Source organism: Niastella vici (genome assembly GCF_002077945.1).
Lineage (GTDB): Bacteria > Bacteroidota > Bacteroidia > Chitinophagales > Chitinophagaceae > Niastella > Niastella vici.
In genome coordinates, this window is the sequence record NZ_LVYD01000055.1 from 20,803 (window position 1) to 43,807 (window position 23,005).

Sequence of the window (23,005 nt, forward strand, 5' to 3'; positions counted from 1 at the left end):
CATGCGTCCAAAAATTCTATTAGTAGATGATCGCGAAGATAATTTAATGTCTATGGAGGCCATTCTGGCCCCTGATGGATATGTTTTTATCAAGGCAGCTTCGGGCAGCCAGGCATTGAAGATCCTGTTGAATGAAATTGACTTTGCGTTGATTTTAATGGATGTTAAAATGCCCAACCTGAACGGGTTCGAAACAGCTGCCCTTATTTATGAACGCGAAAAACTAAAACACATACCCATCATTTTTATTACTGCCAATAATTATGGTGAGGATAATATTTTCAAAGGCTACCGCATGGGCGCGGTAGATTACATCTACAAACCCATTAATTCCGAATTACTGCGGGCGAAAGTAGGGGTGCTGGTTGACCTGTACCGAAAAAATCATCGCCTCATTGAGCAGGAGAAGCGGCTGACGATCATCAACCGCAACCTGGAGATGGAAATAAACGAGCGTAAGTCGAGTGAAGAACGGGTGAAGGAGCTAAACCGGCAGTTGCTCGAGAACATAGCGCTGCTCGAATCGGCCAACCGCGATCTCGACCGGTTTGCGTTCATGGCCTCGCACGACTTGCAGGAGCCCCTGCGCAAGATCAGGACCTTCAGCGATCTGTTATTTGTAAAATACCAGGCGGTGCTCGACACCCCGGCCATCAATTACATCAACCGTATTCAGAATGCCGCCATTCGCATGCAAACGCTCATCAGCGATATCCTTGCATTCTCGCGTATCAATAATGAGAAAGACATTTTTGTAAATATCAATCTCAATATCATTGTGCAGGAAGCGATGGATGAGCTCGACGCCATCATTCAGGATAAAAAAGCCCGCTTTGAAATTGCCGAGCTGCCGGCCATTGATGTAAACCAGGGATTGATGCGCCCCCTGTTCGAGAACCTGCTGAGCAATGCGCTGAAGTACAGTAAGAAGGAGGAGCCGCCGGATATCAGGATCTATTCTGAAATAATAACGGCCACCACTTCCAATAAGGAGCCGGTGCAGTATTGCCGCATCTATGTTCAGGATAATGGCATTGGGTTCGACCAGGTATATGCCGAACAGATCTTCGACATGTTCAGGCGGCTGCATGTGCATAGTGAATTTGAAGGCACGGGTATTGGCCTTACGTTATGTAAGAAGATCGTTGAAAAGCACAACGGCTATATCTCTGTGCAAAGTAAAGTAGGCAAAGGTTCTACCTTTATTATTTCATTGCCTGTTCACCAGGCCAATGTTGAAAATACAGGGGAGCCCAATGGGGATACAAATGCGTTTTTGATGTTGGGAAAGAAATAAGGAATTCCGCCCCGGCAATAGCCGGGGCGGGTATAAATATTTTATTGTGGATTCAACACGAACATGGAACGGGGCGGAAAGTAAAGCACCTTCTTCCAGTCGATGCTGAAGATCTTCTCCAAAATTGTTTTTAACTCCAGTAAGGTATGCGGTTTTATCGCATACAGGTTCGATCCCTCCCGGTAACAGAACTCAATATTTTGCAGATCGCTCAATGATGTATATACGATAATGGGAATGGAATCGTATTTCCGGTTCGACCTGATCTCGCGCAGGCATTGCCGCCCGTCTTTGCACGGCATTAACAGGTCAAGGAAAACTATATCGGGGTTTTTTTCGTCCAACAATTTAAAAAGAATATCGCCGTTTTCTGCCCTTGATAATATCACTTTAAAGGAAAGTTCTTCGATCGCCAGTGAAAAGATCAGGTAGTCCTCGTCGTCATCTTCCGCAATTAGTACATTTGTTGGATACTGATTCGAAACGTTCATATATTTACTTTTTTTAACCTGCTCTCTCCTCCCGATTTGGTCCGGAGAAGAAAATCACAAACCAGTTACAGCACTTTTTTAAATGTTAAAACCGGTAATTTACGGCAATAAGAATACCGAAAATACAATCTAAATCCCAATGATGGAATACAATTTTTAGGTTATTGCCGTATAAAAACAGTAAAGTATGCAGGCAAAATCCAGGTATATTATATTGTTTTACGACCACAGCGAAAAGGTACACACTATGAAACAGTTGTTGCAGCATCTGCCGGTCCCTGTTGAAACGGATTATGTAGAGAATTTTCAACAACTGGAGGAAATGCTCGACAGCAGGGTGCCGGACCTTATTATCGTATATGTTAATAATCCGGAAGTAGGGTATGTTGATCACCTGAAAACCCTGCGGGTAAACAACGAAATAGATGAAATTCCGGTATACGTTTTTACCGAATTACCCGAAAAGCAAACCCTGATCAACCTCATGAACTGATGCCTTCCCCGAGAGTTGGGGGAAGGTATTATGATAGCAAAAAGGCACCGGGAAACCCTGGTGCCTTTTTTATGAAAATAACTAACCTTTTTGAGTTAGTCATTGAAAAATAGCGATTAAAAATGCCAGCGTACGAAGGCTTCCATGGCCGCGTACTTGGTAAGCCCTAACTGGGCATACAGGCTGGCCGTATTGCCATTGCGGTCTTCAGCGCGTTGCCAGAACTCCCGGCTATCGCTTCCCTGGAAGGGCACCATGTCTTTCTGCGACTGGTGAATGAAGATGCCAAAGCGTTTTTTCAATACCTGGTCGGGGCTCATGGGAATGGCCATTTCAATTTCGCTGAGGTCCCATTCCTGCCAGGCGCCTTTGTACAACCAAACCCAGCAGTCTTTTATCCATTCATCACCGGCTTCCTTTATGCGGCGTAATGATTCAAAAACGATATCCAGGCAAACCTTGTGGGTGCCATGCGGGTCGGCGAGGTCGCCGGCGGCATACACCTGGTGCGGTTTTATTTTACGCAACAGCTCCATGGTGAGCTTAACGTCCTCTTCACCCATTGGTTTCTTTTCAATGGTCCCTGTTTCATAGAAAGGCAGGTTCTGAAAATGGATATTTTCATCCTTGATACCCACATAGCGGCAGGTGGCCTTGGCCTCACAACGGCGTATAAGCCCTTTTACCGACCTGATCTCGGGGGTGTCTATCTCGTTCGATTTTTTGAATTTCAGGTACTGGCGGGCCTGTTCCAGGATCGCTTTTGACTTTTTACTGTCAACCCCGAACATATCTTCAAACCCTACGGCGAAATCCATAAAGCGGGTCACGAATTCATCGGTGACGGCAATGTTGCCCGAAGTTTGATAGGCCACATGTACATCGTGCCCCTGGTCGTGCAAACGCTGAAAGGTGCCACCCATTGAAATGATATCATCATCGGGGTGTGGCGAAAAGATCACACAGCGTTTGGGGTAGGGTTTGGTACGCTCGGGATGATTGGGTAAATGTAAGTCGGGTTTACCGCCGGGCCAGCCGGTTATGCTGTCGCGGAGCATATAGTACACCTGCAGGTTGATCTCATAGGCATCGCCTTTTTCAACCAGCAGATCACCAAGGCCATTATCACGGTAATCAATATTTGTTAAACTTAATAAGGGCTTGTTCACTTTCAAGGCCATGTTCACCACTGCCTTGCGGATCATCTTGGGCGTCCACTCCGTATCGCCTGTAAGCCAGGGCGATTTGTAACGGGTAAGGTCGGCGGCAGCCACTTCATCGAGTATGAATATACTGTCGTTATGTTGTTGTAATAAAGAAGCCGGTATTTGTTCCGTAACGTTATCCTCAACCGATTTTTGTACAACCGCTGTTTTGGCCGGGCCCCAGGCCATTAATAAAATGCGTTTTGCTTTTAAAATGGTGCTGATACCCATGGTGACGGCCAGGCGGGGTACTTCTGAAATATTGGCGAACTCATGTGAGTTTGCTATACGGGTAGAAGTGTCCAGTGTTACCAGCCTTGTACGGGAAAGTATGCTGGAGCCGGGTTCGTTAAAACCGATATGTCCATTGTTACCGATGCCCAGCACCTGCAGATCGATGCCGCCGGCATCTTCGATCATATGTTCATATTCCAGGCAATGCGCCTTGATGTGCTCTTTGGGCGTTTCACCGTTGGGAATGTGAATGTTTTTGGGATCAATGTCAATGTGATCGAACAAATGCGTATGCATAAAGCGATTGTAGCTTTGCAGCGCATCTTTCTCAATGGGATAGTATTCATCGAGGTTAAAAGTGATCACGTTCTTAAAGCTTAAGCCTTCTTCTTTGTGCATGCGTACCAGTTCGGCATACATGGAACGTGGGGTTGAACCGGTGGCCAAACCTAAAACACAGGACTGGCCGGCTGCCTGTTTGCTGCGGATGAGGTCCGCAATTTCCCGGGCGGCGAATTTTGACCCTTCTTTTAAATCGGGATAAATACGTACAGGTATCTTCTCAAACGAATCAACCATGCTCATAATTAATCGGTTTTTTTATTGCGCGAAATTAAAGTTATTTCCAGTATTCAGGGGCAAATGCGGTTTCTTTCGGGTAATTTAGGTCAAACGTTTGATTTAACGATTATGCATTATTCAAACACTTTATTATAATTGGTTCCCCATAAAGTATATCGTTTGCATTGTGTTTGCAGGCGGTTCTCAAAATCGCTCCAGTTGCGTTTGTCTGCAGGGCTCCACAGTACTTCGCTCAGCGCACTCAGGCGGGGGAATACCATGTATTCTACCTTTTGGGTATAGCCCATGTATTCGGTCCATACATTGCCCTGGGCGCCCAGAATATGTTTGCCTTCTTCAGCGCTTAATTCTTTGGGTACCGGTTCATAACTATATGCCTGTTTAACCGGCAGATAACCACCTATTGTTACTGAATCTTCTTTTTGGGCCTGTGCATGATCGAGATAAACATATTTGCCCGGCGTCATTATTACATCATGATTTTGTTTGGCCGCATCAATACCGCCCTCTTCGCCGCGCCAGCTCATTACAAGGGCATTGGGGGCCAGCCCGCCTTCCAGGATCTCGTCCCAGCCGATCATGGTTTTGCCTTTGCTGTTGATGTATTTTTCCATGCGTTGTACAAAATAGCTTTGCAACTCATGCTCATCTTTCAAATGGTTATCGGCCATTCGCTTCTGGCATTTTGGACATTTCTTCCAGCTTTCTTTGGGGCATTCATCACCGCCTATGTGCACGTATTTGGCAGGGAACAAGGGGATCACTTCATCGAGTACGTTTTGCAGGAATGTAAATACAGAGTCATTGCCTGCGCAAAACACATCATTGAAAACACCCCAGGTTTGTTGCACCTGGTAGGGGCCGCCGGTGCAGCCCAGATAAGGATAGGCAGCTAATGCAGCAGAGGCGTGGCCGGGCATTTCAATTTCAGGTATAATGGTCACATACCGTTTAGCGGCATATTCAACAATTTCCTTCACTTCTTTTTGTGTATAGAAACCACCATGACGAATGCTGTCGTTACCGGTACCGGGGTAACGGCCAATGATGGTGCCATTGCGCCAGCCGCCCACTTTGGTTAGGTTGGGATATTTTTTGATCTCTATGCGCCAGCCCTGGTCTTCTGTTAAATGCCAGTGGAAGTAATTCATTTTATGTAAAGCGATATAATCGATATACCGTTTTACAAAATCGGTTGGAAAGAAATGACGGCCTACATCGAGGTGCAAACCGCGGTATTGAAAACGCGGATAATCTTTTATAGTGAGATAGCTTACCGGTAAGGTAGTTGCTTTTTCAACCGGTAATAACTGCAACAGCGTTTGTACGCCATAAAAAGTGCCGGTTTCATTATCACCGCCAATATAAACGCCTTTGGCATTTATCTCCATGTTGTAAGCGCCGGGCAGGGTATAGTTTATGCGGTCATAATTGAGGCGAATGCCGGGCACCTTGCCTGCTTTTTTAATAATGGGTAAGGTAAAGCCATACAATTGTTTCAGGTAATCATTCAGAAAACGGGCTGAGTTTTCCAGGCCCGAACCTTCAAGGATGATGGGCGTTTTAGCCGTTATCACAAACTGACCGGCTGTTTCCGGCATCTTCAGTTCGGCAGCCTGCGGAATAATGTTTACCTGGGCATAGGTGTTCATTGTCAACAATAAAGAGGCGAAAACCCAAATTTTTTTCATAATGCATAAAATGTTAATACCCTTTGGCACTAAATAGTGTCAAAAGCGGGTGTTTTGTAATGAAAATAAATGAAGTATACCGCGCACGCGCAGTACTGGCGTTTAGCCTGGTTTTAAGTGTTGAGAGTGTAAGAGCTGTGCATCAGCCAACAACAGAGAGGGTGCAAGATAAGGGAAGAAGTTGAAAAGTTAACAAGTTAACAGGTAGAACATTTCGAATGATGTGCACCTGTTAACTTGTTATACAATATACCTGAAAAGCTTATTTTAATACGGGAAGAACAATTGAACTGCTATTGGTGCCATCATGATATATACGTATGGCCGCCTTCTGAAAATCGCTGTCATTACATTCGTAAATATTTACGAATTGCTGTGGATTGCGGTCAACCAGTGGAAACCAGCTGCTTTGGATCTGGATCATTAACCGGTGTCCTTTTTTAAAGGTATGGGCCACATCGGGCAATTCAAATTTTACGGGTTCTATCTTGTTGGGTTTAAACGCTTCGGGTGCGGTAAAGCTTTTGCGGTAACGGCCACGCATAATTTCACCACGCACCAACATCTGGTAGCCGCCCATTGGGTAAGCGCCGCCGGCGTCGCGGCTTTGATTAAGGGCAGCACCGGGATATTTAAAATCATCGGGGAACACATCGATCAGCTTTACTACAAAATCAGCATCGGTGGTTGTAATACTGGTGAGCAGGTCGGCCACTACGGTTCCGGCCAGTGTAAGATCATTGCCCAGTTCATCTGTTTCAAAGGTCAGTACATCGGGGCGGCGGCTGGCAAAACGCTGGTCATCGGTCATATAATCGCGTGTGCGCGTAAAGTGTACGTTTTCAGTATAAGGCACCGGATGCGCCGGATCACTGATGTATTCACTGTAACTGGTTTTTACCGCAGGCTTTTGCCAACCCAGTTTGCCGCCGGGTTGCAGGTAAATGGGTTCTTCTTTTTTATCTGCAGGCGGCCAGGTCTCAAATTGTTTCCATTCATTGGCGCCGCTGAAGAAAACAGTGGCTTCGGCCAGTTTCGAAATATCGCCTTTGCCTTTTAGATAATAATTAAAGTAGGGGATCTCGATATTGTTCTGGTACCAGATGCTGGTGTTGGAACCAAATTGCACATTCCCTAAATGCGTACCATTTAATGATGACCATTGCCCATGGTACCAGGGACCCATTACCAGCCGGTTGTTGTTTTTGGCTTTTTGTTCAATAGCGCCGTAGGTTCGCCAGGCGCCAAAACAATCTTCAGCATCAAATAAACCACCAACCACCAGCGTGGCGGTGCCGGCCGGTACATTATTTACAAAGTTCCTGATGCTGCGGGCCTTCCACCAGTCGTCGTAATTGGGATGCGCATACAGGTCTTTCCAGAACAACAGGCTATCACCGGTGAGCTTCATAAAATTTTTCAAAGCCCCGATGTGTAAGTACGAATCATAATTATCGTTATCGGGAATTTGAATGCTTTGTTTGGGTGCTACTTTGGTGGGAACCGGACGCGGATAGCCAAAGCCGCCGCTGTAAAATGCAAACCCATCCATTATAAAGAACGCGCCATTGTGATGAAAATCATCGCCCATAAACCAATCGGTGACCGGCGCCTGCGGGCTCACCGCTTTTAATGCCGGATGCCCGCTCAGGGCTGCCATGGTAGAATAAAAACCGGGATAACTAATGCCCATCACACCCACGTTGCCATTGTTATTTTCAAGGTTCTTTACAAGCCAGTCGATGGTATCATACGTATCGCTGGCTTCGTCAATATCCTGGCTGGTTTTTTTATTGGGGTTGAAAGGCCGTACATCAACAAACGTTCCTTCGCTTGCCCAGCGGCCGCGTACATCCTGAAAGGCGATCACATAATTTTCCCTTGCATAATACCGCAAGTGACGCAGCCACAGGCTGGCGGGGAATTTGTTTTCTCCGTACGGCGAACACGAATAAGGCGTACGCATTAAAAGTATGGGATGCTTTTCAGTAGCATCTTTTGGTACATACAACGCGGTAAACAGCTTAACGCCATCACGCATGGTGATGTACATTTCTTTTTTAACATAATTGTCACGAATCCAGGCCGAATCCTGTTCATTTTGCGCTTTACCGGAAAGGATAAAGTGTAAAGCAAAAATTAAAAGAAATAAATTTCTCATGTTTAGCTCTTAATTTAGATTTTTAAAGATAAGGCGTTAGCTGATAAACTACATAAACCAAAAAGATATGTCAACGCGTAGGAAATTTTTGCATACATCGTTCCTTGGTTCACTGGGTTTGTTTACCGGAAAAAAGCTCATGGCCCAAAATAGCGAAACCAGCTATCCAACTGTAAAGAATGAACCCATTGTGCTTTCGACCTGGGATTTTGGAAAGGCTGCCAATGCCGAAGCCTGGACCATCCTGGGCAAGGGCGGCCGTGCGCTCGATGCGGTAGAGGCGGGCGTTAAAATACCGGAAGCCGATCCCAACAATCAATCGGTGGGTTACGGTGGTTTGCCCGATCGTGATGGGCGTGTTACCCTCGATGCCTGTATCATGGATGAACATTACAATTGCGGGTCGGTGATGTGTTTGGAAAATATCATGCACCCGATATCGGTTGCGCGGCTGGTTATGGAAAAAACACCGCATGTGGTGCTGGTGGGTGATGGCGCTTTGCAATTTGCCCTGGCAAATGGTTTTAAAAAAGAGAACCTGTTAACACCCGAAAGTGAAAAGGTTTGGAAGGAATGGTTGAAAACATCGAAGTACGAACCTGTTATTAATATCGAAAACAAGTTGCATAAACCTGCAGGTGAAGGCGTCATGCCCGGCGGTAAAGATAACCATGATACAATCGGGATGATCGCCATGGATGCCAATGGTAATTTAAGCGGCGCCTGCACTACCAGCGGCATGGCGTTTAAAATGCATGGCCGGGTAGGCGATTCGCCCATCATTGGCGCCGGTTTGTATGTTGATAATGAAATTGGCGCGGCTACCTCAACGGGTGTGGGTGAAGAAGTGATCCGTATTGTAGGTTCGCACCTGGTAGTGGAGTTAATGCGTCAGGGGCTGGCGCCCGAAGCGGCTTGTAAAAAAGCAGTAGAGCGCATCATCAGCCGCAACCCCGCCAAAGCCAAAACCCTGCAGGTTGGTTTTCTGGCCCTCAATAAAAAAGGCGAGTACGGCGGGTATGCTTTGCAGAAAGGGTTTACATACGCGGTAAAAACAGGTAAGGAAGAGAAGCTGATCCCGGGTAAGAGTATTTATTAGTGGTGAATGGTGAATCAGTTGCCGGTTACCGGTAGCTGGTTCCCAGGACCTAAATTCGAGCATGGATGTGAGAGGTCGGGCTGTCTATGGTTTTTGCCCGGTAACTGGTAACCGGTAACTGGCGACCTGCAACTTTTTATAACTCAGATAAGCTACAATTAAAAACAGAAAGTTTTAAAAATAACCATGTCTCTTCAATTAGAAGTTTGTGCATTCAATATGCCATCAGCTGTAATTGCCGAAAAAGCCGGTGCAAAGCGGGTTGAGTTATGCGAAAACCCGGCCGATGGGGGTACCACGCCTTCCTATGGCACTATTAAACATACACGCGAAAAAATAAGCATCGCTTTATATCCCATCATCAGGCCGCGTGGCGGCAACTTCTTTTATTCTGCCGAAGAATTTGACATTATAAAACAGGATATCCTGCTTTGCAAACAACTGGGTTGCGATGGTATTTCAACGGGTGTGCATTTGCAAAACGGTGAAATAGATACGGAGCGGTTAAAACAGATCGTTGAATGGGCGTACCCCATGGGGGTAACCTGTCACCGCGTATTTGATGCTACGCCCGATCCTATGAAGGCATTGGAAGAGATCATTGATTGCGGGTGTGAACGTGTATTAACGAGCGGACAAAAAAGCACCGCTCCCGAAGGCATTGAATTGCTGGCGAAGCTGGTACAACAGGCGGCCGGCCGCATTATCATTATGCCCGGGGCAGGGGTGCGTTCTTCCAATATTGAAACGCTGATACAGGGTACCGGCGCAACGGAGTTCCATACTTCGGCACGGATAACAGCGCCTGATCCCGTAACCTTTCGTAACCCGGCCATTACTGATGCCACACCCTGGTACATTGCCAATGAGGATGAATTAAAGAAGATAATAAGTGTATTAAACAAAGCCACGCAGTAGGCTGAATTGGTGAATGGTCAATGGTCAATGCTTTCGTTTCCGGTTGCCAGGCTTAAGGGGTCAGCATTCCCGCAAATAATAAAGCAGTCCTTGTTTTCAGCCCCGGTACCTGGTAACTGGAAATCTCTTTATTGTATCTTCCCCAGCTTTCCTATCACGCCTATATGACCGAACCAGGGCCATACCTGTACGCCGTGGCTCCATTCGCCGGTGTTCTTGATGGCGAGGCCCGTCAGAAATTCGAAGCGTACATTTTTGCTGCCCACATTAAAACCCAGATAGGGTTCATAATAATACAGGATGTCATTTAAAGGTTTATCCTGCCGGGTGCCGGTATAATCAAGGTAATTTACCCTAATGCCAAAGAAGCCATCGAAACGGGCATTGCCCAATGGGTTATTGATGACCGATTGTTGTATTTGTAAAAATAACCGGTTGAAATGGCCGCTTAGGTCTGTGCGCACCTTTTTGTTGCTGCCATTACCAAGGCCCACCCAAAAACTGGTGACCTCCCGGTTTTTGTTTTCATTGGTTTGCACGCCGATAGAGTATTCTGATTCTTTACTGCTGTAACCGCTGTCCGAAGGCAGCGTAGCCGCCCAGGCATTCACATTAATGTTACGGGTAACCGCAATACCGCCTTTGCCGGCGAAACCTGGTGAACCAAATACCAAACCAAGCTGGCCCTCACCGCCATGGCTGTAGGCAGTTGTGTTCATGGTTGCAGGCACATAACTGTAGCTGGGCGCTTTACAGGAATACAGGGTATAACAGGCTCCGATAAGGTAAACATATCTTTTCATATGCTGGTTTTTTGCATGTGAAAGGTAGTTACATTATGATTTATAAGCAACTGTGTTGAAAAGAAAATCCCGTCAGCGGGTAACGGCTACGGCTATCAACTGACGGGATTTATAATTTGTAAATAGTTATTATTTGATCTTTGTGCCCAGCCAGTTGTTGCGGAAGTCCATCATTTCTTTGGTCACTGATAAGCCGGCCTGTTCATAAGTGGTGAGTGTATAGGTGGGGTTCTCCCCAAGTGTAAGCGGTACTGTTTTGCTTTCAGTGCGGTGTTTGTATGTAATGTTGATGACATCACCGGGTTTATGTGTATTGAGCAGTTCGTTTATATCGGCCGGACGGGCTACCAGGTGGCCATCGATCTGCACGATCACATCATCATTATCAAGTCCGGCATTGTATAGCGGCGAGCCAATAATGGTATTGGAGCTAATGGTGGTAGTGCCTTCAGTAAATGACACCTGCCCCAGCCAGGCTTTGCCGGCATATTGTTTTTTCAGGGTCAATCCGGCTTTCTCTAACAGCGGTTCATAATTGAAAGATTCATGACCGGTAACAAAGCGGGCAAAAAAATCGGAGGCGAAGGCTTTATCGTGTGTTACATCTGCCAGCACTTCTTCGAGCCCCGTAACGGTATAAGCGATCTCTGTTTTGCCAAAGCGTTTCCATAAAGCCGTCATATAATCATCGAGCGTAAGCTGGAAGCGGGTGCGCAGTTGCAGGTCGAGCGCCATGGCAATAGCGCCGCCATAAGGATAATAGGAGCTGAACATGTTGGGATAATTGGTTCTGTCAACCGCAACGCCGGCATCAACAAAAACTGCATGGCGGCTCATTTCAACCGGTGAATACCGTTTGGCGCCGGGTGTATTTTCCTTTGTATTGATGAGGTTGCTGAAGGAGGCCAGTATTTCGCCCAGTGGTCTTAAACCGGCGCGGCATAATAACAGCTGTCCATAGTATTGCGTAAACCCTTCAGCACACCACAACTCATTGCTCATATTGCTTTTTTCGAAATTGAATGGCTCCAGTGTTTTGGGGCGAATGCGTTCTACATTCCAGCAATGAAAGAACTCATGCGCAAATACGCCCAGCAGGCTGTTGTCGCCATTAAATGCATAGGGTATGCTTATCATGGTTGAATTGCGGTGTTCCATGCCATCGCCTTCTACATATGGATTTATGCTGGCAATAAAGGTATAGGTGCCGTAATCGTAGGCAGGCACTTCACCAAATACGGCCTGCGCCTCCTGGGTAATGCGTTTTACTTTGGTGGCAAATGTGCCGGCAACAGTATCTGTGGCATCTGCTTCCAGTGCCAGCCTGAAGGTATAATCATTGCCATTGGGGTTTTTGATATTCCATTCTTTCCAGGTAAGGCTGCCTATTTTGGTGGGGCAATCCATGAAATATTGTAAACCGGGGGCCGTGAATTCAATGGGGTTGCCGGTGGGTTTCAACTGCGTGGCAATGGTCCATTTTTTATCGGTGGGAATGTTGAATGTAACAGTGATGGGTGCTTTGTCGAAACCTTTGATCCACATAAACGTGGCGGGCATATTCAGGTGAACGCTGGCGGGGTCAATGCCGGAATAGGTGCCATCGGCATAAGCTGCGTATAGGGTATAATCAACCCGTACAAAGCCGTTTTGTTTTGGCACTTCATATACATCGCCATCGATGCGGTTAATGGTAACCGGGTTGCCGCCCTGGTCAAATGCTTTAACGTCGTACACGTTCTTGCCAAACTCATGGGTGGCGTAGCGGCCGGGGGAAGAACGGCTCATGCGGAAAACCGCTTTTCCGGCGGGAATGCCCGATGCAGCTATGCTTATATTGGCTTCGTGGTGAACAATATTGGGAAATGAAACTACATAATTGATCTTTTGGGCATAGGTATGCGAAACTGCCAGTAGGGTCAGGAGCAGGAATAACTGTTTTGTCATAATCGTGATTATATTACCGGGTTTAAATATAAGGAATATTTCAGGCAGGGTGAAGCTCGTTACACAGATGGCGCACCCTTCATCTTTTTCAGTTAAATTTGATAACAAAAGGAATTATATGACGGAACGTGAGCTTCATTATATGCAGGCAGCAGTTGACCTGGCAAGACAGGGAATGAACCATGGCACTGGCGGGCCCTTTGGTTGCATTATAGTTAAGGAGGATACAATAGTGGGAAAAGGCTGTAACAGTGTGGCCAGTACAAACGATCCTACTGCGCATGCCGAGGTGGTGGCCATCAGGGATGCCTGTAAGCATTTACAAACCTTTCAGTTAACCGGTTGCGAAATATATACCTCCTGCGAACCCTGTCCCATGTGTATGGGCGCTATTTACTGGGCCCGGCCAACGAAAGTGTATTTTGGCGCTACCCGGCACGATGCGGCGGCTGCCGGTTTCGACGATTCGCTTATTTACCAGGAATTGACGGCCCCGCTGCATGAGCGCATCATTGAGATCATTAATGTAGGACGCGAGAAAGCGATTATTGTATTTGATGAATGGGTAGTGAAGCCCGACAGGATCAGTTATTAGTGGCTGAGGCGGCTGATGACCATATAGGCCAGAATGATGATGATAAGGATAAATGCAATGGCCACATAGATCCAGAAGCCGGTGTTGATCCTTCTTTTTTCGCGGAGGTTCTTCTTTTGTTTTATGTATTGGGTCAGTTCCTTGTTGAGCTGGTCAACATAGCCTTCTAATTTTTTATTATTAGAGCCGGCCATTTGCTGCAGCCCTTCCAGCGCTTCATTTTCAAAATCATTGTCAACCATCCACATTTCCACCTCATGCTTTTCCTCCTCATTCAGCTTGCCGCTGAGGTAGTCCATCAACTTCTGGTTGTCAATGTCTTTGTTACTATTCGATAATATGTTCAGTAAGTCGTTATTCATTGTTCAAGTCGTCAATGTATATTCATTAGACCCGGGGTTTTACGATTGGTTTAGTTTCCGTTCCAGCAAGATCTTCAGGTTGCGTTTGCCGTTCTGGATATAGCTTTTTACCTGCATCGACGTAAAGCCCGTTTGGTCGGCAATCTCATTGTACGACCGTTTTTCAAGATAGAACAAAGTTACGCACTGTTTTTGTTCTTTGCTCAGTTCCTGCAGGCAATCAGTCATTAAATCAAGCTGCCGGTCTTTTTCGAGGTGGGGCGCCAGGCTGGCGTCATCATCCTGGGCAATGGTCATTTCCTCCCTGATCTCGGCCGGCGTACGGGCCTGTTTATCGCGCAGCTTCATGAGGCAATGGTTCTTGGCCACCATGTACAGCCAGGATTTAAAGTATTCAACCTTGTATTTATGCAGTTCGGTAATGGCTTTTAAAAACACCTGTTGCACGCAATCTTTTGCTTCTTCCTCATTTTTCAGGTATTTCATGCATACCCCCAGTAATAAAAGGGTATAGCGCTGCAGAAGTATCCCAAGCCAGTGGTTATCGCGACTGGAATAAAAGGAGCTGAGCAATTGCTGATCGCTGATATGTGAATTAGGGTCTGGTTTCACTATGCGAAAATGCTGTTTTCTTATTACTAAGATGCAGTTCGTTCAAAAATTCCACAAAATTAATTCGACACCCTTAACGGAATAAGTGATACTTTATTGAGTGATCGTTCAGGTTTCCGGTTACCGGTTTCCAGTTCCCGGGATTTGGGCATAGGAAGCCCGCCAATAATCGAACTTCCATTGATTTGCGACCTGGTAACCGGTATCTGGTAACTGGTAATTTGCCTTTTGCTTATTGTCTATTGTTCATTAATTACATTTGCAACCAAATTACTAACTATGGCCTATGCCGTTTGCAAAGTACCGGTTGCGCCTTTACGGGCCGAACCGGCGCATAAAAGTGAAATGATCAGTCAGTTGTTATTTGCCGAGGCCGCCCTGGTGCTGGAAGAAGGAAAGGATTTTATAAAAGTACAGGGTGTATATGATGGCTACGAAGGCTGGTGCCAGCGCAGCCAGCTGGCTATTATCGATAACTGGGCGAACAACACGCCGGCGCAAACTTTTACTGCAGAATGGATCAATGCCATTACTATCAATAATCTCCCTTCGAAGGTGCCGTTGGGCGTACCGGTATTGAATGGTGTAAACCGGCAACAGCTGGCGGCTGTTTTGTCCATCGATTATAAAGAGGCGGCTACCTGGAATGCTGCCGGCGCCAAACCGGGCGCCGATGCCATTAAAGAAAGAGCGATGCTGTTTTTAAATACACCCTACCTCTGGGGTGGACGGTCGGTTTTTGGGGTCGATTGCAGCGGCTTTACCCAAATGGTGTTCCGTTTTTTTAATATTCCGCTGCTGCGCGATGCGTATTTGCAGGCCACCCAGGGCGAAGTGGTTGGCTTTTTACAGGAAGCCCGCTGTGGCGATCTCGCATTTTTTGATAATGCCGAAGGAAGGATCACGCATGTTGGTATTTTGTTGAACGATCATGAGATCATTCATGCTTCGGGCAATGTGCGCATCGATAAAATTGACAACGCCGGTATCCTGAATGTGGAAACAGGGTTGCGTACGCATCAGCTGCGCATTATTAAAAGATATTTCTAAATTGATCAATCTATGGCGGAGATGCCTTTTTTCATTTTGTCGAGCACTGCCATATGTGTTTCTGTGGGCATGTCATGTTTTTTCAGAAAGTCAATAGCCCTTTCTTCGAGGTGTACGGCTTCTTCTTTATTATTCCCGACCTTATATAATAAACGGGCCCAGATGTCGAGGGCATAGGCGCTTTCATAAAATTCGTTGGCATAAGCAGCCCATTGCAGTGCTTTTTTCAGGTAAATGGTGTCGTTTGTCATGCGGTAAAAAGTACGGGCGGCGTAATGCAGCTCTTCGCCATAGTGCTGGGCAGTTGGGGTATAACGGGTAGTGGTAGTGAACACTTTGCGGGTTTCCGTCCACTCAAGGGTATCCCTGATTGAAATATTCCTGACCGGATCTTTTTTAAGCTCCGCCATTTTCAATGAATCTTTCTTTTTGATGGCGGTGGCATTCACCGGCATCTGATACAATTCATAATAGTTTACGGCTGCATTTAAATAGGCGGCGGTATCATTAGCACCCCTGAAATATTCCATGAGGTTATAATGGTAGGCTTTATTGACGGGCGGCTTCCCGCTAAAAATGGCCCCGCTATAAGTGAGGGCGGCAAATTTTGCCACTACTTCGGCTTTGGCTACATTCTTTTCACTGATGGCCTGGTGACGGCTTTTAATAATGATCTGGTTGTTGATGGTTATGCGGTCTTTTTCGGGCAATGCGTACCAGGCCTGGTTAAACAGCTCCTGGTTATTACGCAATATGCTATTGGCGTTGGAGCCTAATAACGGGCTCATGCGGGCAATGCGTTGCAGGGTACTTATTGACGTAAGCGAGTCGGCCGGTAGTTGTTTCACATATTGATCGAGGTGTTCGTCAATAGGTAAGGAAAGCGTTTTTCGCGCCTCCATCAGTTCATACAACTTATCAGATTCCATCTTTCCCGCCAGCGCATCCTGTTCTAATGACCGTATGTAATCTGCCTGTATTTCATTCAGGTATGCCCGCTTTGACTCGTAGAGATATATAGTAGCTGCAGTAGTGCTCATATTCATGCGGTGCACCAGCGTACCCCATTTATCTAAATACAATACCACATTGCCACCAATGTAATTGTACTTATCCTTTATGTAATTACGGTCGGGGTGAAACGCCGGAATGCGAAGGGCGATAAAATTCCGTTTGAGCTCATCTTTCAAATCATTTTTTTGCAGGGCTTTACCGGCCACATCATTGCATTGCTGGCACTGGTCGCTTTCGATCATCAAAAAAATGAGTTTATCTTCCCGGGTGGCCTGTACGAGCGCTTGTTGTAAAGTGGTTTCGGGAGCGAGGAACTGTGCCCGGGTGAACGCAGGCAACAGCAGGGTGAGTAACAGCAAGCGGGTCATCTGAATAAAGTTTTGGGTATTGCTAAAATACCCAAATAAACAGGCTGTACCGGCCCGGCTTCCTTTTTTAAGAAATTTTTACCGGCTGCTTTTCTTGTGCGGGGGTATATGCGAAGATCTTGTAAGGTGTGCAGCTCGGGGCGTTATTTATCGAGGAACAGCATTTTGCCGGCTATCAGCAACAATACCACGGCAAAGATCTTTTTTACGGTTTCCTGGGGTATGGAAAGGGAGAATTTGCTGCCGAACCAACCACCGATCACAAAGGTGACGAACATAATGGCCACTACTTTTATATCAATATAGCCCTGTTTGTAATAGTTCATGACAGCGAGAATACCAGCGGGCAGCAGCAACAGGCCTAACGAGGTGCCCTGGGCCTTTAACTGCGAAAAACCGAGAATATACACAAGGGCGGGAACGATAATAATGCCGCCGCCAACGCCTACCATACCGCTTAATGCACCTGCGGCCAGGCCTACGAGGATGAGTAATAGGATCGTTTGTATGCTCATGGTTATTAAGTTAAGTAGGTTTTTGAAGTAGGAGGTAGGAAGTAGGATGTAAGAAGAGTCTGACATTCGTACTTTCTGATTTTTCTTTGTCTTTCTTACTTCTTACTTCCTACTTCTTATTTCAGCCTTTCACTATATAAACTACCCTTCTTACCACTTACTTACTTGGTTTTCGAAAATGCTCCTTATACAACTCCAGGGCTTCCTCGATGATCGTAAGCGCTACGGCTTTATCGCCGAATTCGTTCACGGTTACCGATTTATTCTCGAGGCGTTTGTATTCTTCAAAGAAGTGGCGCAGCTCTTCAAAGAAGTGCGGCGGTATTTCTTCAATGTTGTTATAGTGGTTTACGCTGGGATCGTTGGCCGCTACGGCAATGATCTTGTCATCGGCATCGCCACTGTCGATCATTTGCATAACCCCAATTACTTTGGCCTGCATCAGGCACATTGCCTGTACGGGCATGGAAGTGATTACCAGTATATCGAGTGGATCTTTATCGTCGCCGTAAGTTTGTGGAATAAACCCGTAATTACACGGATAATAGAAAGAAGAATAAATGACACGGTCCAGCTTTAATAAACCGCTGTCCTTGTCGATCTCGTACTTAGCCCGGGAACCCTGCGGAATCTCAATTACTGCATTTACAATGCGTGGAGACTGATCTCCAGGAGGCACACCATGCCAGGGATGGGAAACAGTTATCATATTGTTTTTAAAATTTAAGCAAATCTATAATAAGTTCTGTTTCATATGGCTGTTAATCGTAGCAGTTGCCTTTACTGGCCGGGGCGCAAAATAAACCAATTAAAAAACATCCGGCAACATTTACTGTCATGGTTGCGGACGGGTAGGGGTTGTGCCTACATTTTTATAACTGACTTCAAATCAACCAGCCAGGTATCCTGGCGGCGTACAATGCGCAACGTGGTGGTATCGGCAGGGTTCGAGGTTTGGTAATATTTATACAGGGTAGTGGAATCGTTTTCGGTGGTTATGGCAACCGGCCGTATGGTGGCAGCTTTCTGGCTGCTTTTTTCCTTGCCGCTCATTTCTTTGTAATTGGCCTGTTGTTTATCGAACAGCAACTGGTTGGTGGTGTCTTTTAACAGGTAAAATGCCGCTTTATCAAAGTCTCCATCCAGTGTAGAACGAATAAACAGGGTGCCGGCATCCTGTGCATCCTCTGCTTTTTTGTACCCGCCTCCTGAGGTGGAATTACAGGATAAAGTGGCAAGAATGCATAAACTGGCAATTAATTTCTTCATAATCAACAAAAATATAACAGAAGAGGCATATATGGAATGCTTTTTTGACCAAAGTATGTTGTGTGGAAGGTTCGGCAAATTTTGAGATTTTGGGATTTATTGATTTTGAGATTTATCGAAAATTCTAAACCCCGGCAAATCTCAAAATCCCGAAATCTCTAAATCAGAAATAAAAAAAGCAGGAAGTATGAATTATTATCGGTTCATACTTCCTGCTTCGTATTTCAGGTTTATTCTGACCGGTGTCGTTGGTTCCGCCAACTGCCACCTGAATGCCCCTGCTGCAGCTGATCGCCACTTTCCTGGTGATCTTTGTCGTAAGCCCTGATGATGGCTTTTACCAGGCGGTGACGCACCACGTCTTCTTCATCGAGCTCAATATGGGCAATACCGTCGATGTTCTTCAGGATCCGCGCAGCTTTTTCGAGACCACTGCGTTGATTTTTCGGCAGGTCGATCTGTGTAAGGTCGCCGGTGATAATGGCCTTGGCGTTGGAACCGATACGCGTAAGGAACATCTTTAATTGAAGATCGGTCGAGTTTTGCGCCTCATCCAGAATGATGAATGCATTATCGAGCGTACGGCCACGCATATAGGCCAGCGGGGCAATTTCGATAACGCGGGTGCTCATATAATAACCCAGCTTATCGGCGGGTATCATATCGTCGAGCGCATCATATAAGGGACGCAGATAGGGATCGATCTTTTCTTTAAGATCGCCCGGTAAAAAACCGAGGCTTTCGCCGGCTTCTACTGCGGGGCGGGTAAGAATGATCTTCTTGACCATTTTATTTTTCAATGCCCGAACGGCCAGCGCTACGGCTGTATAGGTTTTACCGGTACCGGCCGGACCGATGGCAAATACGATATCATTTTTTTCTGCTACCTGCACCAGTCTTTTCTGATTAACTGTGCGGGCCCTTACCGTTTTGCCATTGGGACCAAATACAAGTATGTCGTTGGGATTGCGATCGATAAAATTGTCAACTGTTTCGGCATCGTCGCCACCAAGGATCTGCTCAAAATAGTTCTCGCTCATATGGCCGTTGCGCTCGAGGTATTGAACAATGAGTTCAATTTTTTCCCTGGCGCTTTCAACCTGCTCGGGTGAGCCGCTCAATTTGATCTGGGTGCCTCTGGAAAGGATTTTTAAAAGCGGGAATTTCTTTTTGAGAATATCCAGTTTTCCGTTGTTTACACCGAAAAACTCAATAGGGTTTACAGTTTCAAGGCTGATTATAGTTTCTGTCAATGCACATCAATTTAAGTTTCACAAATACAGGATAGTTTCCTGAAGTCCTCTTGATTTTCCTCTATTCCAAATATAATTATTTAGAACAGCATTTTCGTAAAGTTACTTATACACAACATGTGGAAAATCGAAAAAGTTGTAGTGTTTTCGTTAAATAATTACTGATGATTTCACATGATGAAATAAAGAAACTGTAGTGCTTTGATTAATGTGATTGCAGTGTGTTACCAGTTACCGGTTGCCAGTTGCAGGGCCTTGAATGTCGATCATTTTAACTGTAGTCGGAGTCTCCGAATTTTTGACCTGGTAACCGGAAACCAGTACCCGGGAACAAATAAAAAATGCCCCGTTTTACCAGGGCACTCTTATATGGTTATTATGATAGTAAGTGGCTTATCACTTATTTACTGATCTTAATTTCTGTTATTTTTACCGGTACTCCGTTTTTGTCGTAATCGATCTTGGTGAAATGTTGCAGGATGTTCGGTTCGCTCACATCTTTTGAACTGATCTTTTCGAGCTGGTTGCTGGCATTGTAAGTATATTCATTGAGCGGAACGCCAGTCATATAAGGCAGTACGGCTGCAACTGGTTTTGAGCTGCTGTTATATTGCCACATGGGGAAGATGAACGGCACTTTTTTCTGTTGACGGGCATCTACTTCCCAGTTGTCGTTATCGAATTGTAATACTCTGCCGGGCGAGCTGATCTTTTGCAGCTTGTCACCGTTGTAAGAGTACGTCCAGGTATCGGTTTCCTGAGCACCACCGTTTGGAATTACCTGTACGGTTGTGATCTGGCCGGTGCCATTGAAATTATAAACGAGTTCATATTCTTTTTGGCCGGTAGGCTCGCCGTTTGCGCTTGCACGCAGGAACCATTTTTCAATTTTTACCTCTTTTACTTTCTTCTTGGTGATGAAAGCGCTATTAGGCATAAATGGCAGGCCGGGGTGCGATGACAGGTAGAAATTGATCCCTGCATAGTAGTTGTTGGTGCTGAAATCAAAAAAGTCATCAGCAGATGCAGCTACAGTTTTGCTGTTTACAGGCGACTCTGAAGTAGTTCTTGAATACTTTTTGCCAGAGCTGGGATCTGTAATGGTTTTACCATCGAAGCTTAATGACATCTTGGATGCATCTGGTTCAAAGTGCACCAGCTCGTTTCCGGCGGCACTTAAGCTGAACGGTAAGAATTTGGCCTTGCTGGGAAAATAAACGAATACTGCGGGGTTGCTTTGTCCGCTTGTGCTGATTAACAGGGAATCCTTTTGGTCCTGGGTTTTCCATACTCCTTCAACCTCGGCTTGTTTTTGCCCGAAGCTGACAGCGGAGATGATGAGCAGAAGTGTGGTTAGGGAACACTTACTTATCATAGAACGGTTTTTAAAATTAATTGATAAAAATAATTGAAACCATATTGTTTAAAAGTTCACACATTCACTTGTTTAGGGGTTGTCCTGCTTTTTCGCCGGACCGGGGGCATCCCGCGGAAGTGCGGAAAATCCCAAGTTGCACTGATTCATGGACCGTTTTTCACTTTTGAAAAATTGTTACATTTTTTATTTTGACTATTGAATTTTATTGTAAAAGAACTTCCGGTGATTGGTTTGCAACAACCTCACACAAAACCTGCTTCGCCCATAATTATGCGCGCACATTACCAATTTTAAAAAAAGACGCTGAATTATCTGATGAATTGAGAGCGGGAGAATGAAACACACAACCAGGCTCGTCTGCTTTCCATGTGGCAACTGTACCATGTTGCAGTAGAACTGCTAAACAGGGTAAGGTCGGGGCACAGATCAAAGAAAGTAGAATTATATTCATCATAGGGTATTAGTATGCTGCGGCAAATTAGTAAATTAACTAATTTAAAAAAATGGTAAATCGGTTTTTATTATTAAAAGATACTGTTATTATTAATAGTTAACATACAAAGCCACCCGGAATAGTACCTACTCCGGTATAAAGATATAACGCAAAATTCAGATCGGCAGTATACAGGAATTGAAATATGTTACGACAATTTGCCTTATATAAAAGCTTATTATATACGTTTTGAATGGGTAAACAGGGAACAAGCGCGTAGCAGGCAGTTTAAAACCCTTCTTTATCCTTTTTGGCGGCCCGCATCATTTCAGAAAAACCCCATCCTTTTCCCAGTGCAACAAGGGCTTTGGTGAGCCGGTTGGTCTTCGTGGGCTCGGTTTTGGCGCTTTCGATCCATTTGCTGAAATACTGCTGATGACCTTTGGGCAGTTTGTTGAAATGGGTCTGGGCATCGGGATCTTCCTGCAGGCAGGCCAGTAGATCTGCGTTCAGTTTTATTTCGGCTTTATCTTCCTGTAACTGTACTTTTACCATCGCACCTTTACGTTTTCCTATGCCTTTTCGCATGGTGGCATTAACGGCCAAAATAAAATTGCCGCCACCCATCGGTAGCACCGATACGGCTTTGATGGAAAAATTATCGAGTTTACCTTTTACGCGGAACGACTTTTTGTTACCGGGCTTTATCTTCCCTGCAATATCTGCAGGAATTTCAATGTAGGTCCAGCCGGTTTTTTCGCCCTGCTTGTCGAATTGGAGTAATGTAGCAATAAAAGATACCATGTGAATGCTAATATATAAAGTTTCTGGTTTAGTAGCGTCAATGGTCAATGGTCAAAGGTGAATGGGCCGCTCAATTTTGAGCTTCGCTAATATTTTCGACGCCTGCATACCCGGGGTGCTATTCACCATTGACCATTAACCATTCACGAAAAAGCAACAGGCGATGCTAAATTTCAATAGCATCGCATCGCCTGTGTTGCATATGGCTAACTGACAAAGTTTATTGCTTAACGACCTTTATCGATTGTAGCCACTGCCGCAATAAAGCGATCGACGCGGGTTTTAGTTAGAAAATCAATCGGAGTGACCTTTTCCAACCTGGCTGGGTTGCTGGCAATCGTTGATTTAGGACCGGGGAGAATACGGATAGTGTAGGAAGTTAGTTTAGGCAGGGGGCAAAACCATCCTGAACTTACCGGGTGGTGAATGGT

At 45.6% G+C, this 23,005-nt stretch carries 21 protein-coding genes; 6 read left to right on the top strand and 15 right to left on the bottom strand.

The genetic code is table 11. The features are described from left to right. The first annotated feature begins 1 nt into the window (after position 1). The gene (locus tag A3860_RS22620) at positions 2-1,297 is read left to right on the top strand and encodes an ATP-binding protein (protein WP_081150245.1); all 1,296 of its coding nucleotides are present in this window, start codon (positions 2-4) and stop codon (positions 1,295-1,297) included. 41 nt (positions 1,298-1,338) lie between these two features. On the opposite strand, the gene A3860_RS22625 is transcribed toward A3860_RS22620, so the two are convergent. Beyond that, complete coding sequence (locus A3860_RS22625) at positions 1,339-1,788, bottom strand: response regulator (protein ID WP_081150247.1); 450 nt, start codon at positions 1,786-1,788, stop codon at positions 1,339-1,341. 187 nt (positions 1,789-1,975) lie between these two features. Between A3860_RS22625 and A3860_RS22630 the strand changes: the two genes are divergently transcribed. Then, entirely contained in the window at positions 1,976-2,281 is a 306-nt protein-coding gene (locus A3860_RS22630) for a hypothetical protein (RefSeq protein ID WP_081150249.1), read from the top strand. A gap of 116 nt (positions 2,282-2,397) precedes the next feature. On the opposite strand, the gene nagB is transcribed toward A3860_RS22630, so the two are convergent. The 3 genes from nagB to A3860_RS22645 form a co-directional block, all read right to left on the bottom strand. After that, positions 2,398-4,305: a glucosamine-6-phosphate deaminase gene (nagB, locus tag A3860_RS22635; RefSeq protein ID WP_081150251.1), complete on the bottom strand. Its 1,908-nt coding sequence runs from the start codon at positions 4,303-4,305 to the stop codon at positions 2,398-2,400. 110 nt (positions 4,306-4,415) lie between these two features. Next, complete coding sequence (locus A3860_RS22640; RefSeq protein WP_081150253.1) at positions 4,416-5,993, bottom strand: beta-N-acetylhexosaminidase; 1,578 nt, start codon at positions 5,991-5,993, stop codon at positions 4,416-4,418. A gap of 262 nt (positions 5,994-6,255) precedes the next feature. Continuing rightward, positions 6,256-8,154 (bottom strand): CocE/NonD family hydrolase, encoded by a 1,899-nt coding sequence (locus tag A3860_RS22645; protein WP_081150255.1) that lies wholly within the window; start codon positions 8,152-8,154, stop codon positions 6,256-6,258. Between the two features lie 67 nt (positions 8,155-8,221). On the opposite strand from A3860_RS22645, the gene A3860_RS22650 reads away from it, so the two are divergent. Together A3860_RS22650 and A3860_RS22655 are read left to right on the top strand one after the other, a co-directional pair. Beyond that, positions 8,222-9,253 (top strand): N(4)-(beta-N-acetylglucosaminyl)-L-asparaginase, encoded by a 1,032-nt coding sequence (locus A3860_RS22650; protein WP_081150257.1) that lies wholly within the window; start codon positions 8,222-8,224, stop codon positions 9,251-9,253. 186 nt (positions 9,254-9,439) lie between these two features. Continuing rightward, positions 9,440-10,171, top strand: a complete 732-nt coding sequence (locus tag A3860_RS22655; RefSeq protein WP_081150259.1) for a copper homeostasis protein CutC — start codon at positions 9,440-9,442, stop codon at positions 10,169-10,171. Positions 10,172-10,299: 128 nt separating this feature from the next. On the opposite strand, the gene A3860_RS22660 is transcribed toward A3860_RS22655, so the two are convergent. Further along, the gene (locus A3860_RS22660) at positions 10,300-10,974 is read right to left on the bottom strand and encodes a hypothetical protein (protein ID WP_081150261.1); all 675 of its coding nucleotides are present in this window, start codon (positions 10,972-10,974) and stop codon (positions 10,300-10,302) included. Between the two features lie 129 nt (positions 10,975-11,103). Then, positions 11,104-12,921 (bottom strand): M61 family metallopeptidase, encoded by a 1,818-nt coding sequence (locus A3860_RS22665; RefSeq protein ID WP_081150263.1) that lies wholly within the window; start codon positions 12,919-12,921, stop codon positions 11,104-11,106. A gap of 118 nt (positions 12,922-13,039) precedes the next feature. Here A3860_RS22665 and A3860_RS22670 point away from each other — a divergent pair, with 118 nt between their 5' ends. Further along, a complete protein-coding gene (locus tag A3860_RS22670) occupies positions 13,040-13,516 on the top strand; it encodes a nucleoside deaminase (protein WP_081150265.1) in 477 nt (158 codons plus the stop codon). On the opposite strand, the gene A3860_RS22675 is transcribed toward A3860_RS22670, so the two are convergent. Together A3860_RS22675 and A3860_RS22680 are read right to left on the bottom strand one after the other, a co-directional pair. Next, a complete protein-coding gene (locus A3860_RS22675) occupies positions 13,513-13,878 on the bottom strand; it encodes a hypothetical protein (RefSeq protein ID WP_081150267.1) in 366 nt (121 codons plus the stop codon). The genes A3860_RS22670 and A3860_RS22675 overlap by 4 nt on opposite strands. 39 nt (positions 13,879-13,917) lie before the next feature. Further along, entirely contained in the window at positions 13,918-14,490 is a 573-nt protein-coding gene (locus A3860_RS22680; protein ID WP_081150269.1) for an RNA polymerase sigma factor, read from the bottom strand. Positions 14,491-14,769: 279 nt separating this feature from the next. Between A3860_RS22680 and A3860_RS22685 the strand changes: the two genes are divergently transcribed. Further along, positions 14,770-15,540, top strand: coding sequence for a C40 family peptidase (locus tag A3860_RS22685; RefSeq protein ID WP_081150271.1), 771 nt, complete (start codon positions 14,770-14,772; stop codon positions 15,538-15,540). Between the two features lie 5 nt (positions 15,541-15,545). Here A3860_RS22685 and A3860_RS22690 read toward each other — a convergent pair whose 3' ends face one another. The 7 genes from A3860_RS22690 to A3860_RS22720 form a co-directional block, all read right to left on the bottom strand. After that, the gene (locus A3860_RS22690) at positions 15,546-16,922 is read right to left on the bottom strand and encodes a thioredoxin family protein (protein ID WP_081150273.1); all 1,377 of its coding nucleotides are present in this window, start codon (positions 16,920-16,922) and stop codon (positions 15,546-15,548) included. Between the two features lie 143 nt (positions 16,923-17,065). Beyond that, positions 17,066-17,437, bottom strand: a complete 372-nt coding sequence (locus tag A3860_RS22695) for a sulfite exporter TauE/SafE family protein (RefSeq protein ID WP_081150275.1) — start codon at positions 17,435-17,437, stop codon at positions 17,066-17,068. A 157-nt stretch (positions 17,438-17,594) separates the two neighbouring features. Continuing rightward, positions 17,595-18,146, bottom strand: a complete 552-nt coding sequence (locus A3860_RS22700) for an inorganic diphosphatase (protein ID WP_081150277.1) — start codon at positions 18,144-18,146, stop codon at positions 17,595-17,597. A 155-nt stretch (positions 18,147-18,301) separates the two neighbouring features. Next, positions 18,302-18,706, bottom strand: coding sequence for a hypothetical protein (locus A3860_RS22705; protein ID WP_143774221.1), 405 nt, complete (start codon positions 18,704-18,706; stop codon positions 18,302-18,304). 230 nt (positions 18,707-18,936) lie between these two features. Next, on the bottom strand, positions 18,937-19,959 hold the full coding sequence (locus A3860_RS22710) for a PhoH family protein (protein ID WP_081150281.1): 1,023 nt from the start codon (positions 19,957-19,959) through the stop codon (positions 18,937-18,939). A gap of 400 nt (positions 19,960-20,359) precedes the next feature. Further along, complete coding sequence (locus A3860_RS22715; protein WP_081150283.1) at positions 20,360-21,334, bottom strand: DUF2147 domain-containing protein; 975 nt, start codon at positions 21,332-21,334, stop codon at positions 20,360-20,362. A gap of 724 nt (positions 21,335-22,058) precedes the next feature. Next, on the bottom strand, positions 22,059-22,574 hold the full coding sequence (locus A3860_RS22720) for a YdeI/OmpD-associated family protein (protein WP_081150285.1): 516 nt from the start codon (positions 22,572-22,574) through the stop codon (positions 22,059-22,061). Between the last annotated feature and the right edge of the window lie 431 nt (positions 22,575-23,005).